The sequence below is a fragment of the Vreelandella indica genome, assembly GCF_037070225.1.
Taxonomy (GTDB): Bacteria; Pseudomonadota; Gammaproteobacteria; order Pseudomonadales; family Halomonadaceae; genus Vreelandella; species Vreelandella arctica.
Genome location: NZ_JBANSO010000002.1, coordinates 20,318 through 33,563, shown reverse-complemented (window position 1 = coordinate 33,563; position 13,246 = coordinate 20,318). Strand labels below are relative to the sequence as shown.

General features: G+C 53.5%; 20 protein-coding genes. 10 read left to right on the top strand and 10 right to left on the bottom strand.

The window, feature by feature from the left end; all coding sequences use genetic code 11:
• Window positions 1-45: 45 nt before the first annotated feature.
• Entirely contained in the window at window positions 46-669 is a 624-nt protein-coding gene (gene wrbA / locus V8L71_RS01785; RefSeq protein WP_336273061.1) for an NAD(P)H:quinone oxidoreductase, read from the top strand.
• The gene (locus V8L71_RS01780; protein WP_008957941.1) at window positions 666-1,055 is read left to right on the top strand and encodes a DUF2069 domain-containing protein; all 390 of its coding nucleotides are present in this window, start codon (window positions 666-668) and stop codon (window positions 1,053-1,055) included. The genes wrbA and V8L71_RS01780 overlap by 4 nt, the downstream gene beginning before the upstream one ends.
• Before the next feature lie 7 nt (window positions 1,056-1,062).
• On the opposite strand, the gene V8L71_RS01775 is transcribed toward V8L71_RS01780, so the two are convergent.
• The gene (locus tag V8L71_RS01775) at window positions 1,063-1,749 is read right to left on the bottom strand and encodes a cytochrome b/b6 domain-containing protein (RefSeq protein ID WP_008957940.1); all 687 of its coding nucleotides are present in this window, start codon (window positions 1,747-1,749) and stop codon (window positions 1,063-1,065) included.
• 237 nt (window positions 1,750-1,986) lie between these two features.
• On the opposite strand from V8L71_RS01775, the gene pdxH reads away from it, so the two are divergent.
• Entirely contained in the window at window positions 1,987-2,631 is a 645-nt protein-coding gene (pdxH, locus tag V8L71_RS01770; RefSeq protein ID WP_008957939.1) for a pyridoxamine 5'-phosphate oxidase, read from the top strand.
• A 58-nt stretch (window positions 2,632-2,689) separates the two neighbouring features.
• Here the strand turns inward: pdxH and V8L71_RS01765 are convergent, their stop codons facing one another.
• The gene (locus V8L71_RS01765) at window positions 2,690-5,437 is read right to left on the bottom strand and encodes a bifunctional acetate--CoA ligase family protein/GNAT family N-acetyltransferase (RefSeq protein WP_336273060.1); all 2,748 of its coding nucleotides are present in this window, start codon (window positions 5,435-5,437) and stop codon (window positions 2,690-2,692) included.
• A gap of 103 nt (window positions 5,438-5,540) precedes the next feature.
• Between V8L71_RS01765 and V8L71_RS01760 the strand changes: the two genes are divergently transcribed.
• Entirely contained in the window at window positions 5,541-6,482 is a 942-nt protein-coding gene (locus tag V8L71_RS01760; protein WP_176302147.1) for a histone deacetylase family protein, read from the top strand.
• 96 nt (window positions 6,483-6,578) lie between these two features.
• Complete coding sequence (locus V8L71_RS01755; protein WP_336273059.1) at window positions 6,579-7,211, top strand: helix-turn-helix domain-containing protein; 633 nt, start codon at window positions 6,579-6,581, stop codon at window positions 7,209-7,211.
• Between the two features lie 17 nt (window positions 7,212-7,228).
• Here the strand turns inward: V8L71_RS01755 and V8L71_RS01750 are convergent, their stop codons facing one another.
• From V8L71_RS01750 to V8L71_RS01730, 5 genes are all read right to left on the bottom strand, one after another.
• A complete protein-coding gene (locus tag V8L71_RS01750) occupies window positions 7,229-7,579 on the bottom strand; it encodes a TusE/DsrC/DsvC family sulfur relay protein (protein ID WP_336273058.1) in 351 nt (116 codons plus the stop codon).
• 3 nt (window positions 7,580-7,582) lie between these two features.
• The gene (tusB, locus tag V8L71_RS01745) at window positions 7,583-7,873 is read right to left on the bottom strand and encodes a sulfurtransferase complex subunit TusB (protein WP_336273057.1); all 291 of its coding nucleotides are present in this window, start codon (window positions 7,871-7,873) and stop codon (window positions 7,583-7,585) included.
• Between the two features lie 10 nt (window positions 7,874-7,883).
• Window positions 7,884-8,249: a sulfurtransferase complex subunit TusC gene (gene tusC, locus V8L71_RS01740; protein ID WP_176302150.1), complete on the bottom strand. Its 366-nt coding sequence runs from the start codon at window positions 8,247-8,249 to the stop codon at window positions 7,884-7,886.
• Between the two features lie 11 nt (window positions 8,250-8,260).
• Window positions 8,261-8,650, bottom strand: coding sequence for a sulfurtransferase complex subunit TusD (gene tusD / locus V8L71_RS01735; protein WP_336273111.1), 390 nt, complete (start codon window positions 8,648-8,650; stop codon window positions 8,261-8,263).
• A 102-nt stretch (window positions 8,651-8,752) separates the two neighbouring features.
• Window positions 8,753-9,433: a Bax inhibitor-1/YccA family protein gene (locus V8L71_RS01730; RefSeq protein ID WP_336273056.1), complete on the bottom strand. Its 681-nt coding sequence runs from the start codon at window positions 9,431-9,433 to the stop codon at window positions 8,753-8,755.
• A gap of 173 nt (window positions 9,434-9,606) precedes the next feature.
• On the opposite strand from V8L71_RS01730, the gene V8L71_RS01725 reads away from it, so the two are divergent.
• Window positions 9,607-10,365: a dienelactone hydrolase family protein gene (locus V8L71_RS01725; protein WP_336273055.1), complete on the top strand. Its 759-nt coding sequence runs from the start codon at window positions 9,607-9,609 to the stop codon at window positions 10,363-10,365.
• Window positions 10,366-10,412: 47 nt separating this feature from the next.
• Here V8L71_RS01725 and V8L71_RS01720 read toward each other — a convergent pair whose 3' ends face one another.
• Window positions 10,413-10,583, bottom strand: a complete 171-nt coding sequence (locus tag V8L71_RS01720) for a hypothetical protein (RefSeq protein ID WP_198555995.1) — start codon at window positions 10,581-10,583, stop codon at window positions 10,413-10,415.
• A gap of 150 nt (window positions 10,584-10,733) precedes the next feature.
• Between V8L71_RS01720 and V8L71_RS01715 the strand changes: the two genes are divergently transcribed.
• Entirely contained in the window at window positions 10,734-10,922 is a 189-nt protein-coding gene (locus V8L71_RS01715; protein ID WP_336273054.1) for a hypothetical protein, read from the top strand.
• Window positions 10,923-11,010: 88 nt separating this feature from the next.
• On the opposite strand, the gene V8L71_RS01710 is transcribed toward V8L71_RS01715, so the two are convergent.
• Window positions 11,011-11,193: a hypothetical protein gene (locus V8L71_RS01710; RefSeq protein ID WP_101145552.1), complete on the bottom strand. Its 183-nt coding sequence runs from the start codon at window positions 11,191-11,193 to the stop codon at window positions 11,011-11,013.
• A gap of 144 nt (window positions 11,194-11,337) precedes the next feature.
• Here V8L71_RS01710 and V8L71_RS01705 point away from each other — a divergent pair, with 144 nt between their 5' ends.
• From V8L71_RS01705 to V8L71_RS01695, 3 genes are all read left to right on the top strand, one after another.
• Complete coding sequence (locus tag V8L71_RS01705; RefSeq protein ID WP_139041550.1) at window positions 11,338-11,664, top strand: hypothetical protein; 327 nt, start codon at window positions 11,338-11,340, stop codon at window positions 11,662-11,664.
• The gene (locus V8L71_RS01700; RefSeq protein ID WP_008957925.1) at window positions 11,661-11,804 is read left to right on the top strand and encodes a hypothetical protein; all 144 of its coding nucleotides are present in this window, start codon (window positions 11,661-11,663) and stop codon (window positions 11,802-11,804) included. Before V8L71_RS01705 ends, V8L71_RS01700 begins: the two co-directional genes overlap by 4 nt.
• Before the next feature lie 151 nt (window positions 11,805-11,955).
• Window positions 11,956-13,017 (top strand): ion channel, encoded by a 1,062-nt coding sequence (locus tag V8L71_RS01695; RefSeq protein WP_336273052.1) that lies wholly within the window; start codon window positions 11,956-11,958, stop codon window positions 13,015-13,017.
• A gap of 29 nt (window positions 13,018-13,046) precedes the next feature.
• Here the strand turns inward: V8L71_RS01695 and V8L71_RS01690 are convergent, their stop codons facing one another.
• Window positions 13,047-13,211 carry a hypothetical protein gene (locus tag V8L71_RS01690; protein ID WP_336273051.1) on the bottom strand — a complete coding sequence of 55 codons (165 nt, stop codon included), beginning with the start codon at window positions 13,209-13,211 and terminating at the stop codon, window positions 13,047-13,049.
• Window positions 13,212-13,246: the final 35 nt, after the last annotated feature.

Genomic DNA, 13,246 nt, shown 5'->3' with positions numbered 1-13,246 from the left:
GTGCTATTTGCGTGACAGCTTCCATGATCCTAGCCAGGAATAATGATGAGTGAAATGACTCCGTACGTTTTGGTGCTCTACTACTCCCGCTCTGGAGCAACGGCCACTATGGCGCAGCAAATCGCCGCAGGTGTAGAAAGTGTGCCCGGTATTCAGGCGCGCTTGCGAACAGTGGCACCGGTTTCAACCACCTGTGAAGCCGTCGATCCCGAGATTCCTGAACAGGGCGCGGTCTACGCTGACTTAGACGATTTACGTAACTGCAGTGCACTGGCGCTCGGTAGCCCAACACGGTTTGGCAACATGGCCGCGCCGCTGAAATATTTTATCGACTCTACCAGTAGCCTCTGGATGAACGGTGCGCTGATTGATAAACCCGCCTGCGCTTTCACCTCGACATCAAGCCTGCACGGTGGCCAAGAAAGCACACTGCTGACCATGCTGGTACCACTCCTACATCATGGCATGGTCTATGCGGGCGTGCCGTACAGTGAAACCACGCTGCTGGAAACCCGCACTGGCGGCACGCCCTATGGTGCCAGCCACTTGGCCGGTACGCGCAGCGATCGCTCGGTGGACGAGCACGAGCGTGGGCTATGCGTGGCCCAGGGCAAACGCATAGCGCGGCTCGCCCTCGCCCTGCACGCTATGCGTCAGGAGGCATTATGAGACAGTGGTTAGAAGACGTAGAAGCCCGTCATGGGATTGATAAGCTCACACAGCGAAGCCGCCAACTGGTATTGGCCAGCTTTGCTATTTTATTGGTGCTAGTTATTTACCGAGGCTTTCTAGTACAAGGCGACGAGTTTAACTGGCGCCCGGTGTTAGCCTTTGTCCTGCCCCTGGTACTGTTCTTGCCCTCTATCATTGGCCAGCGAGCACGTGGTCATGCGTGGCTGGCATTTGTCAGCCTGCTCTATTTTACCCAGGGGATAATGCTGGCAACGTTGCCTGGGCAAAGTATGCGCGGGCTGTTAGAAGCGGCCGTTTCGCTGGCTCTATTTGCGGGGTGCATGGGCTATGCGCGTTTCCGTAGTCGTCAGCTACGCCAATAAATAGCCGTTAAAACCAAAGCCATACGACGACGCCAGCAGCTATTAGCAGAGCACCCAGCGCTCGTAAACGCAGCATGGAGGCAGTTAACGGCTCATTGTGAGCATCGATCGGCTGCTGGTGAAAGCGCTTGGTACCTCCCAGCATCGCCGCTAACAGCGGCTCTCCAAGCAGCCGATGGACTACCAACCCGACCAAGTGCAGCCCAATTAAGATGATCAAGAGATCGCTATTCCACTGATGCAAGGTTCGCAACTGGCTGCTAGCCCCTTCCCCAAACAAGCCATAGAGTGGCGCCTGAAAAAAGATGTCGTCGCTCAAAAACAGACCGCTGACTGCTTGAAAAGTGAGCGAGAGCAGCATGATCACCACCATCCAGCCGCCTAACGGGTTATGGCTGGCATAAGCACTCGGCTTTCGCTGGATGAGTGCCTTTGAATAGGCCATTGTTTTAGCCGGTGGATACAAAAATGTCTTGAATCGCGCATAGACACTACCCAGCACGCCCCATAACCAGCGAAAGACAAGCAACCCGAGTATCAGGTAACCTGCCTGGGCGTGTACCTCAATGGGAAAGAGAAAAGGCGCACCGCTGGTCTTGGTGGTATAAAATGAGATCAACACTGCCAGCACCAATCCCCAGTGAAACAGGCGCATCCAACTATCCCATACTTCAATTGCTACCTTGCCACGCATAGCCCTTTCCTCTATCAGCAGTGATGAGCTAACCGGTGGTGAGCCCGTATGGGTGAGACAGCTTCGCATTAATTCTAACTTTCTCATAGAATGCGGGACAGTTAGTCGCAACCAAGTTTGTCTCTACGGGAGAAGTGACCGTCGTGAATAGTTGCGTTAAACATTCATTGATGGCGATCACTTGAGCTTTAAAGGCAGACCAGCGAACATGGATTAAATTCAAGGGAGAAGCATTCGATGACACGTAATATAGCCGATATCAGGCGTGATTATGAAGGCGGCAGGCTTGATGAATCCCAGGCACCTGACGATCCATTCGTGTTATTCGATGAGTGGTTCACTCTTGCGCTGGAAAAAGAGGGCAAGGATGGTAACGCCATGACGCTTGCCACCGTTGACAGCCAAGGCAGGCCCCACGCCCGGGTAGTACTATTAAAAGGGTTTGATGAGCGTGGCATGGTCTTTTTTACCAATTACCATAGCCATAAAGGCAGCGAGTTGAGCAATGTCCCCTTCGCTGCCATGACATTCTGGTGGCCTTCGCTCTCTCGTCAGGTGCGTATCGAAGGCCCCGTTGAGCCGGTGTCAGCCGAAGAGTCCGACGAGTACTTTGCCAGCCGCCCACGCGGCAGCCAGCTAGGCGCGTGGATTGCGACTCAGAGCGTTGTGATTCCCGATCGCAACTGGATCGAAGAGCGCCAAAACCGTTTCGAGCAAGCCTACGATGGTCAGGACATCCCTCGCCCTATCCATTGGGGTGGCTATCGCGTCGAACCGGAAATGATCGAGTTTTGGCAGGGTCAGCCTAGCCGCTTGCACGACCGGCTGCGCTTTGAACGCCGCGATGGTGGCGAATGGGGCCGCTTCCGGCTGGCGCCATAAACCAACACGATACGCCTAAGGCCTGACGATAAAACGCAGGCCTTTTGGGTTGTGCATCTTAGTCTGGCAAACTTTCCAGGCGGTGCCGCTGCCACTCGCTTTCGGGTTCGTTGAGACGCAGCACGGCATCTATGACCTGCTCTTCCATGTTGTAACGGCTCTTGAATCCCAGATGTTTCATCAAGGCCCGCATCGGGTGGTTGTCGACCATGATTTTGCCGATCATTTCCAGCGTGCCGATGTTGGTGCAGTAAGCAATCATCTTATTCATCAGCAGGCTGCCAATGCCCAGCCCCTGTAGATCATCACGAATGATGACCGAAAACTCGGTGCGGATATTGTCCGGGTCGTTCCAAACCCGCACTACCCCTAGCATTTCCTTGCTGCCATCTTCGCTCAAGTGTTCGGCGATAAACGCCATCTGGCGGTCATAATTGATATGCGACAGGATCGACAGATCGCGCTGAGTAAGATTGGACTTATTGTGGAAGTAGCGGAAGCGAATACTCTCTTCCGACAACTGGCGGTGGAAGGTGGTAATCAAGTGGGCATCTTCAGCGCGAATTGGTCTTACTTCCACCTTCCAGCCATTTTTGAGTGTCACCCATTCACGCAGCTCTTCTGGATACGGCATGATCGCAAAACGCGACGGCGTACCAAGATCCATGGCGAAATCCACAGCGACCATGCCATCGCGATTGAGCAGCAATGGGTTCACTTCCAGCCCACGCAAATCGCCCAAATCCGATGCCATCTGCGATAGTTTCACCAGCATTTGGCACAGGTGCTGTATATCGCGATCAGGATCAGCGGAGTGTTCACGGATTAGCGAAGCGGCATGGGTTCGGCCCACCACATCGGCTGCCAGGCTCATATTAAGCGGTGGCAGCGCTACTTGGCGGTCAGCCAGCACGTTAACCTTGTAGCCGCCGATACCAAAGACGATCAGGGGCCCGAACACAGGGTCGCGAGTGATACCGGCGCAAATTTGCATTGAGTGTTTGCCACGCTGCATAGGCTGCAAACAGTATTCGCGTATCGCATACTCGGGGAATTTCTCGGCGACCTTCTCGCCCAGCCGCCGCACGCCCTCAGCAACCTGTTCGGGTGTTTCCAAATCCTGCAGCAGGCCTGCCGAAATTTTATGCGGATGTTTACGGTAGCGATAAGGGCGGCAGTTGCCTTCATGAACCACCTTAAGCGCTTTGGTGCCGGGGATTTCGGTCGCTCGGGCAAGCGCTTCGTCCGGGTTGGCTAGATAGACGCTCGGCGCGGTTGGAATGCCATACGCCTCAAGCACCTGCGCGGTTTCCGAGTGGGTCAGCGTTTGCCTGCCCTGCTCTTTTGCCCCTTTAATCAACATGCGGCACTGGGCACGAATTTCCGGGCTGGTTGAAAACGGCAAGCTGGGCGGGATTTCCTGCAGCAGTGCCTGAACGCGCTGGTAAATCACCATATGCATAAACGCCTTGACGGCTTTTTCAGGCGAAATATAGGTCGGAATTCCGGCTAGATTACAGGCGTGTCTGGCGTTGAGTGCCTCTTTTAGGCCCATCCAACTAGTCAGCAGGTTGCGGCGAAACTTCTTGCGGTTATCGATTAAGGCCTGGGCCGTCACCAGCGAAGGGGCCATGCGGGTGGGGGCATGAACCACTAATACGGCGTCTACGTTGGCGTCGGACGCGACAATCTCCAGTGCCTGGACAAACCTCTCGGGTGAGGCGTTACCGCCCAGGTCCACCGGATTCTCGCCTGGTTTACTCATATCGACTTCGCTACGGTGTAGCGCAGCCTGGGTTTCGGCGCTAAATTCAGCCAATTTGCCGCCGGCACTGATCAATTTATCGATGGCCAGCATGGCAGGACCTAAACCATTCGAGACAATCGCCAGGCGGTCGCCCTTCAGCGGCTTCATTCGCGAGAGGGTTTCCAGCGCGTCGAGCAGTTCGTCGGAGTCATCAACCCGCACAACGCCCGCACGGGCAAAAGCGGCATCAAACACCACGTCGCGGTTGGCGATACCAGGCGTCGGTGCCATGCCGGAAATATCCGACTCTGGTGTACGGCCGCTTTTGATGGCCAGCACCAAACGGTTGCGTGAGGCGTCACGTACGGCGGTCATAAAGTGCTGAGCGTCACTGATCCGCTCCAGATGCAACAATATGGCTTGCGCGGGAGAAAACTGGTTAACGTAATCGATTAGATCCGGCAGCAGCACATCAACGCTGTCGCCAACCGTAATCAGATGTGAAAAGCCGACATCCCGCCCCGCGGCCCAATCGATCATCGCATTGGCAAGCATACCGGACTGGCCAAGGTAGGCGACCTTACCTGCCTTCACCGGCTGACTGGCATACGAGGCGTTGAGTTTTTTACCCGGGACAATCAGCCCCATGCACTCCGGGCCCAGCACACGAATACCGGAGACGCGTGCCGCACTCAGCATGCGTTCGCGAATCGAGCCCTTGTTGCCCTTGTCGCGATCCAGATAGGCGCCTCCGGAGAGCACCAGGGCAGCCTTGACGCCGTGCTGACCAAGCTTTTTGATCAGATCAGGCACGCCCTCGATAGGCGTGCAGACCACAGCCAGATCAGGTACCTCAGGCAGTTCACTCACCCGGCTCATGCAGGGGGCGCCGAATACCTGCGGGTACCCCTTGAGATTGACCGCCCAGAGCGCCCCCTTGAAGCCGCCCTCTTGAATATTTCTCAGCACTAAACCGCCCAGCGATGAGGACTTTTCAGAGGCGCCAAACACCGCTAGTGTATGAGGTTCAAAGAAATGGTGTAAAAAGCGCGTGCTCACGAACGAGTCTCCCCTGACTAAATAGCGGCTGTACGACTTATTGACACTGTCGCGTAGGGCATGGAGGCGATTAAGGTGGCATCAATAATAATGGAGCGTTTGAATGATTACCGCCTACCTTACCCACCCAGACTGCTCATTGCACCATATGGGGCCGGAGCATCCCGAAAGCCCTCAGCGTCTGGAGGCTATTCGCGCTCGCCTATCGCTTGCTGGTCTATTACAGCAGACCATGCAGGCAGATGCCAAAGAAGCCTGCGAAGAAGCCCTGGCTAGGGTACACCCCTTGCGTCATTTGCGCGCCCTGGAAAAGTGCTTGCCCAGCGAGGGCATTGTTACGCTAGATAGCGACACCATGATGAATCCAAACAGCCTGAAAGCCGCGCGCGTGGCTGCGGGGGCGGTCATTCGTGGTGTTGACCAGGTATTTAAACGTCAGGCGGATAACGTATTTTGTGCCGTAAGGCCGCCCGGCCACCATGCCGAAGCCAGCGATGCCATGGGGTTCTGTTTTTACAACAATATTGCCGTGGGCGCGGCTCATGCCAAGGCCAAGTATGGCGCCAAACGTATTGCGATCCTCGATTTTGATGTACACCAGTGCAACGGTACCATAGATATCTTCAAAAATGACCCTGAGGTGCTGATCTGCACCAGTTTCCAATACCCATTTTACCCCTGGCGCTATTTGCGCAGCGAGTGGCAAAACGTCGTCAATACGCCGCTGGAAGTGGGTAGCGACGGACGCGAGTTCCGTCGCGTAGTGGAAAACCATTGGCTGCCTGCCTTGCACGCCTTCAAGCCCGATCTCGTCATGATTTCCGCTGGGTTCGATGCCCACCGGGATGACCCAATGGGGGATCTCTGTCTGGAGGATGAAGACTTCTATTGGGTAACGCACCTGGCAATGGAGATCGCGACACTCTATGCCGACAATCGCATTGTCTCGGTTCTTGAGGGGGGCTATAACCCTAAGTCGCTGGCCAGTGGTGTAGAGGCGCATCTCAAAGCGCTGTTGGGTCTGCCCTTTGCAGAGGTCCCCTAGTGCTGGCATCTGATTGGCAACCACTCTTGGCGGCCTGAAGGCTGTGATATCATGGGCGACTTCCAGCCCAAGCCAACGCAGCCGATTTGACAATTTATGACCGCTACTTCTGAACACCATGCCGCGCTGCGTATCGCATCGGGAAGCAAACCGTTTGTTGAGCCGCTGCGCCTGGGCGAACGGCTCAAGCAAATCCGTCTTGCCAATCAATGGACCCTGGAAGACGTTAGCCAGCGCACGGGGCTTGCCCGCTCGACGCTCTCTAAAATCGAGAACGATCAGGTTTCCCCTACGTTCAGCGTGGTACAGAAGCTGACCACCGGTCTTAACATCGACCTCCCCCAACTGCTGACACCGCCCAAGCGGGAGCGTTACACCATGGGGCGGCGCGATTTAACCCGGAAAGGAAAAGGTCAGCTGCACCCTACGCCGACTTACGAGCACGAGCTGCTGGGGCATCAACTAGCCCAGAAACGTATGATTCCTTTCAAAACCATTGTGCGGGCACGCAGCTTTGACGCGTATCACCAGTGGGTGCGCCATGATGGCGAAGAGTTCTTGATGGTGCTGCATGGCGACATCATGCTCTACACCGAATTCTACGCCCCATTGGTACTGGCAGAAGGTGACAGCATCTACTTTGATAGCGACATGGGGCATGCGCTCGTTTCCACCAGCCAAGACGACGCAGTGGTGCTGTCAGTTTGTACCCGTGGCGACGTGGCGTAGGAAACGCAAATAGTGCGTTATAGGCAATTGGTAGGCTTGGGCAGCCCGGCTAGGCGGGCAATCCTTTTTGCCGGGCTGCCAGGAAAGAGCTGCATAAGATAAATCGAACGCCCCTTCTCCTCTCCCAACGCATTTTTCGTTGCCTTGACGAGTGGCCGCATGGCCGGTGCCATTTCGTAGCGTTGGTAGAATGCCCGAACGACTTCAATAATTTCCCAGTGAGCAGGCGTAAGCGGCAAGCCTTCCTCTTCTGCCATCAGGCTAGCGACGGTATCGCTCCACTCTGACTGATTAACTAAGTAACCTTCTGGGTCTAGCCCCCACTTTTTTTCTGAATCAAGATAACGGTATATTTTTGAATCTAACATGAGTTAATACCAAGTAACTGTCTTTGTGTATTGCTCCGTAAGGGCTACAAAGCCGTCCATCTCCAGAGTAGGCAATTGGTGCTCGGCCGCAATGCTGGCAAGGCCACGTGACCTCAGATCCTCCAATAACAGGAAGATTCGTGAAGGGCACTGCTCCCAAGCCGCCCAAGCAGGGGCAAGCGCAGCAGTGACTCCTTCTTCAATCAACAGCACGCTATCCTGCGGCCCTACTGCCTGCTGCATTTGAGCAGCTGCACTGCTATCAGGCGCTTTGGTGAGGATGTGTAGAATCATAGTGGCCCCACTAAAAATTAAGAATGTTGCTGTGCTGTTGCAATAACCCTGGCACTTGCTGTTCCGCTAGGAGAGTAACTCCTTCTACTAGGGAATCCGTGGTTAAGTGCATGCCTTGCAATGCCTCTTCCGTTACCCATAGTTTCTCAATATCGTACATTTCCAACATGTCGATAGTGGGCAGCGTCGCTTTTTGCCCAGCAGCCCCACTGCCCTGCTCTTTCAACAAAGCCAGTATCCCCTGCCCCATGAACAGTAGATGCACGGGCTGGCCAAATGCCGCAGCCACCAAGGCAGCATCTAACCCTTCACGCAACCAGTTTGAGTTGTGAGGAGCGTGTCGAATAATCACTAACAGCGCATTGGGCGTCGTCATGGGGTCTCCTTTCAAGCAAAGGTAATGAGGCGATCAGCACGTTGCTGGAACTCAAGCAACTGGCCAAGACCGGTCAACTCAAAGGGAGGAGAGAGATTAAACGCTTGTTTTCCATGACGCTGCGCTTCCGACTCATCCATCAACCCACGCCGCAGAGCAGCGGCAATACAGACATCCAGGGGAACCGCATGTTGCTGGTGCAGCTCAGCCCAGGCGTCGCGCATATTGAGTTCGTCCTGCGGTGGCGCCATCAGAGAAGAGGCATTATGAACGCCGTCGTGATAGAAAAAAACACCTGCGAGTTGATGCCCACGCGCCAGCACGGCATGGGCAAAACGCAATGCAGAGTGAGGGGCCGGGCTGCTGTACGGTGCGCCCATTACCAATAAGCCGTACTGCATCATTTTAATACCTAGTTGTTAATACCTAGTGACGGTGGCCCTAAAAAAAAGACAGACCCTAAAAATAGGGCCTGTCATATCATCTAGTAGCGCTGCCAGAGATCAATCGTTGCTCATGATACCCAGAATTGAAAGCAGGCTCACAAACAAATTGTAGATCGAAACGTAGAGCGTCACGGTGGCGAGAATATAGTTGGTCTCGCCAGCACGGTGAATGATCTCGCTGGTTTGATACAGGATGGCAGCTGAAGCAAACAGCACAAAACCAGCCGATACCATCAGTGAAAGCGCAGGAATGTTAAAGAAGAACCCAGCAATCATGGCAAGAATCAACACGATGGCGCCTGCCATCAAGAAGTTGCTCAAGAAGCTAAAGTCTTTCTTGGTGGTTAGTGCTACCGCTGATAGACCCACAAACGTCAGACCGGTCATGGCCAACGCGTTCATAATCAGCGCACCGCCGTTAGGCAGGGTCAAGTAGGCAGAAAGGATCGGCCCTAGCGTAAAGCCCATGAAGCCGGTGAAGGCAAACGTTGTCAGCAAACCCGCTGCAGAGTTAGCGGTTTTGTGGACAAGGAACATCAGGCCGTAGGCACCAATGAAGAACACAAAGATGTTCATCTGTTGAATACCAAGTGCAACTGCGGCACCTGCGGTTACTGCCGAAAACAGCAGTGTCATTGCCAGTAGCGCGTAGGTGTTTCGCAACACCTTGTTAGTACTAACACTATTAGCAACGCCGCCCGACTGGGGACGTGCCATACGTGAATCGTTGTAAGCCATGTGTTCATGCTCCCTAATGGTATTTCCAACAACTGACAAGCATGCCGTCACCGAGTTCCAGACGCAAGCCTTTGTCTATTTCACACTATTTTCTTTACAAATGGTTATTCAACGTTGAATCAGCTTAGAAAGCATTGTCTATGCTTCCTGAACACTCAATTGGACACGCTATTATGAAAAAAATTCTAATCTGTGGCAGCACGTTAACTCTCTTGGCCCTGGCACTGCCTGCTTTAGCATTCTCCCCTGCGGGTGAAGATATCTCGTACAGCGTGAATGGAGAGGACTTTCAAGGCTATTTTATCACTGGAGGAAATAACGCAAAGGGCAGCGTACTGATCGTTCATGACTGGGATGGCCTGGATGACTATGAGCGCCAGCGCGCCGACATGTTGGCCGAACGGGGCTACGACGTCTTTGCTGTTGATCTCTATGGTGCAGGCAACCGCCCCCAGGCGGTCGACGATAAGCGAGCGGCCACTAACCGCCTCTACCAAGATCGAGAGCGTATGCGTGCCCTAACGCTGGGCGGTTTGGCGCAAGCAAGAGAACAGGGCGCCGCCGAACAAACCGTGATCATGGGCTACTGTTTTGGCGGTGCAGTGGCACTAGAGATCGCCCGTTCTGGCGAGGCAGATAATATCGCTTCTTATGCCAGTTTTCACGGCGGGCTAACGACACCGGAGGGCCAGGACTATTCCAGCGAGACGCCTCCCATTTTCATCGCCCATGGCGGTGCTGATAGCTCCGTAAGCCTGGAGGATGTTGCCAACCTGGCGGAGAAACTGGAAACCACAGGGATCACCTATGAGGTGGGTATTTATTCGGGCGCTCCGCACGCTTTCAGCGTGTTTGGTAGCGATGCTTACCACGAACGTGCCGACCAACGCTCATGGACTGCCTTCAATGCCTGGCTGGACCAGAGGCTTTGAGGACTTCCCTGACGGCACTCTCGCCGCCAGGGAAGTCATGCTCGTTTTCAGCTTTGCGCTTCTTCTTCGTCATCGGTTTCGTCTTTATGCGGCGTCACTGCGGTAATCGCCGTTTGACGAATATCCTGGGAGGAATTATAGAGACGAGCATCAATCACATGCAGCACCGCCAATTGCGCAAATAACACCGCAAAACAGACGATCAGACCTTTTAACATGGCGGTTTTTCCAGAGAGTTAACGTTAATCGCATAGTAGCCGATTGTTGACTAAACACAATCGCTTTAAGCGACAGATGTCGCCCTCCCAGCCCCGCCTTTCACAAAGATGGTCTACAGTGAAGGTGACTCAAAAACCAAGGAGAGGATTATGGCGACGTTTATCGTCTACAGAGCTGTCAAGGAAGGTGCCGAGATTGATTCACAGCCCGAATGGTGGGTGGTTGATACGCGTGAGGCAAGTGATAGAGATGGCGAGCTTGTTAGACACCGCTGTACAACGAAGCCTGAGGCTGATCGAGAAGTGCGCCAGCTCAATGAGCAATATGACGTTACTTGAGTTTCGCTGGATAAATGCCTAACAATAGCGGTGGAGGCCACTTTGGCCTCCATTCCGCTTGTTGGATCGAACTGATTATTCGTACCTGTTAATCTTTAACCGAGACGGTACGCAGGTCCTCAACGGCCACGCCTTCTGGCAAATCCGAGACTTCTGCAGGCAACCACACGGGTGAAAGATCACTGTCTTCTCTGCCATCGTCAAAATGATGGCCAGGAATTCGATAAACAACTCGATTGTGGTGATGATCCCATGCAAATACACGATCCATATGCTTATCCTGGTAAATGAACACAACTGTTATGACCTCTAGGTTCAGCGCGACGTTCCCTGGGCGATGATCAATAACCGTGACCCGATGTTGTTGGGTCGTTTTTGCTTGATGAACTTTGCTAAATAAGTAATGGGGGGTCGCTTGAAAGAACCTCATGATGGTAAAGACCCGCAAGAGGCTCTACGCGCTAGGCTCAACAAAAGCTTACAGGAACGCAGGGCCTCTGCAGTACGCAGGAGAATAGGCGCCAGAGCAACCCGGCAGCAGTTCCTGGAAGCGACACGCAACGTGGGTGTGATCGTAGTGGCCACTTGCTTCACCGCGGGCTGGGTAGTCACTAATCCCAGCTTAAACACCGATAATGTTTGGATGGGCGTGGGACTGGGTATACTCTTGATCTTTGTCGGGTCGTTCGGCTATGGTTATGTAGAGCGGGACAAAACCTCAGATGAGGAAAGTAAGCCATGAATGAACTTATTCTTGCCAGCATGTTGATGAGCCTTGCGGTAGTATCAGGCGGTATGGTCTGGAGTCAGCACCGCGAGCACCACGGTAAAAAATCACTTACCGAAAGCGCTTTTTCCTGGATTGCCAAGCGCTTCGCCTAATCACTACTATTTATGAGCAGCTACAGCTTATAAATAACAAAGGGTCGCTACTAGCGGCCCTTTTTGTTTATTCCATAGACGCTTAAATACTCAATTCTCGACTTCCGCGCCAAACAAAGACTATGCGCACTTATTACTCTAAGAGACCTAAATGCCTGTAATTCAGCGACTGCTTCGCGTCCTCAAAGCATCAACTCTTCAAATCTCATGGACATTTCTTCTGCTAGTAGTGCTCGCCCACATGGGCACTACTTGGGCGCTTTTTTCCATGGTCGGCGAAACAATGGCCGACTCCATTTCCGATTGGGTTTATTTTTATGTGGTGGTTGCCAGCACCGTCGGCTTCGGTGATTTCAGCCCCGAAACAGTGGCCGGCAAATGGATCACCACGCTCTATCTCATTCCAGGCGGCATTTCGCTGTTTGCGGCATTGATTGGTAAAGCCACTGTCACACTTTCAGTTTTTTGGAGACTGCAAATGCAAGGAAAAGGCGATTTTAGCCACCTAACCGGCCATACCCTCGTTATCGGCTGGCACGGCGAAACCACAGAACGCATCTTGGATATTCTTAAAGCCGACAAAAGTTTACCTGACGAAATAGTGCTTTGCGTTACCAAAGAGATGAGCAATCCACGCCCAGCCGATCTGAAGTTTATTAAAGGCGAGAGTTTTTCCAATGCTGATCTTCTCAAGCGGGCGGGGGTTGAGAACGCCAGCCGTATTATTATTTATGACACAAGCGATGATCGGGTGGCCACTGTCGCACTGAGTGCCTACAGTCTAAAAGGAAAAGGTGCCCATATTGTCGCCCACTGCGCAAATCCTGACACCGCAGCGATGCTACGTCGCACCTTACCCGGTATCGAATGCACCCAAGCGCTAGCACTTGAAATGCTGGTACGCTCCGCTTCAGATGCCGGTATTTCGCGAGTGGTTAATGAGCTACTTGCCGTCGATCGCGGTGCTACGCAGTATCAAACGAAGATAAGTAACCCGCCTACTGGTGTCACTTTTGGCGACCTTTTTATACAAGCGAAAAAGATCTGCAACGCCACCGTTTTAGGGCTCGCTAGTAACCAGGACGATAGTGAAGGCAACATGCTCAACCCTGCCACGGACCGCCCACTACAAGATGGCGATATCGTCTACTACATGGCCAATAATCGGCTTTCGGAACAACAAATGGGGGAGTTACTCGGTGAGTCCCGATAGCAAGCCCCCCTTCGCCCCGCCTAACGCGTCTAGCTGTCAGCTAGCTTGATGTTAAAATCGACTGCGCGGATTTGCTCGCCGGTGACACCGTGTCGCTCAAGCTCTGTTAGCGTCTCCGCGATAAGCCGCTCGCAAGAGGACTCGGCGGGTGAAGGTGTAAGGGTACAATTAATTGAGAATGCCGTGAGTGTCATGACTTACCTCCATGTGAATGACATTTCCATCACTA

What these genes read in the sequence shown, in the direction of transcription:
- V8L71_RS01690 (WP_336273051.1), bottom strand. Translation starts at nt 13,211, where the DNA reads ATGACACTCACGGCATTCTCAATTAATTGTACCCTTACACCTTCACCC.
- V8L71_RS01700 (WP_008957925.1), top strand. Translation starts at nt 11,661, where the DNA reads ATGAATGAACTTATTCTTGCCAGCATGTTGATGAGCCTTGCGGTAGTA.
- tusC (WP_176302150.1), bottom strand. Translation starts at nt 8,249, where the DNA reads ATGACGACGCCCAATGCGCTGTTAGTGATTATTCGACACGCTCCTCAC.
- V8L71_RS01720 (WP_198555995.1), bottom strand. Translation starts at nt 10,583, where the DNA reads ATGTTAAAAGGTCTGATCGTCTGTTTTGCGGTGTTATTTGCGCAATTG.
- tusD (WP_336273111.1), bottom strand. Translation starts at nt 8,650, where the DNA reads ATGCAGTACGGCTTATTGGTAATGGGCGCACCGTACAGCAGCCCGGCC.
- V8L71_RS01755 (WP_336273059.1), top strand. Translation starts at nt 6,579, where the DNA reads ATGACCGCTACTTCTGAACACCATGCCGCGCTGCGTATCGCATCGGGA.
- V8L71_RS01695 (WP_336273052.1), top strand. Translation starts at nt 11,956, where the DNA reads ATGCCTGTAATTCAGCGACTGCTTCGCGTCCTCAAAGCATCAACTCTT.
- wrbA (WP_336273061.1), top strand. Translation starts at nt 46, where the DNA reads ATGAGTGAAATGACTCCGTACGTTTTGGTGCTCTACTACTCCCGCTCT.
- V8L71_RS01725 (WP_336273055.1), top strand. Translation starts at nt 9,607, where the DNA reads ATGAAAAAAATTCTAATCTGTGGCAGCACGTTAACTCTCTTGGCCCTG.
- V8L71_RS01775 (WP_008957940.1), bottom strand. Translation starts at nt 1,749, where the DNA reads ATGCGTGGCAAGGTAGCAATTGAAGTATGGGATAGTTGGATGCGCCTG.
- V8L71_RS01730 (WP_336273056.1), bottom strand. Translation starts at nt 9,433, where the DNA reads ATGGCTTACAACGATTCACGTATGGCACGTCCCCAGTCGGGCGGCGTT.
- V8L71_RS01715 (WP_336273054.1), top strand. Translation starts at nt 10,734, where the DNA reads ATGGCGACGTTTATCGTCTACAGAGCTGTCAAGGAAGGTGCCGAGATT.
- V8L71_RS01750 (WP_336273058.1), bottom strand. Translation starts at nt 7,579, where the DNA reads ATGTTAGATTCAAAAATATACCGTTATCTTGATTCAGAAAAAAAGTGG.
- V8L71_RS01760 (WP_176302147.1), top strand. Translation starts at nt 5,541, where the DNA reads ATGATTACCGCCTACCTTACCCACCCAGACTGCTCATTGCACCATATG.
- pdxH (WP_008957939.1), top strand. Translation starts at nt 1,987, where the DNA reads ATGACACGTAATATAGCCGATATCAGGCGTGATTATGAAGGCGGCAGG.
- V8L71_RS01710 (WP_101145552.1), bottom strand. Translation starts at nt 11,193, where the DNA reads ATGGATCGTGTATTTGCATGGGATCATCACCACAATCGAGTTGTTTAT.
- tusB (WP_336273057.1), bottom strand. Translation starts at nt 7,873, where the DNA reads ATGATTCTACACATCCTCACCAAAGCGCCTGATAGCAGTGCAGCTGCT.
- V8L71_RS01780 (WP_008957941.1), top strand. Translation starts at nt 666, where the DNA reads ATGAGACAGTGGTTAGAAGACGTAGAAGCCCGTCATGGGATTGATAAG.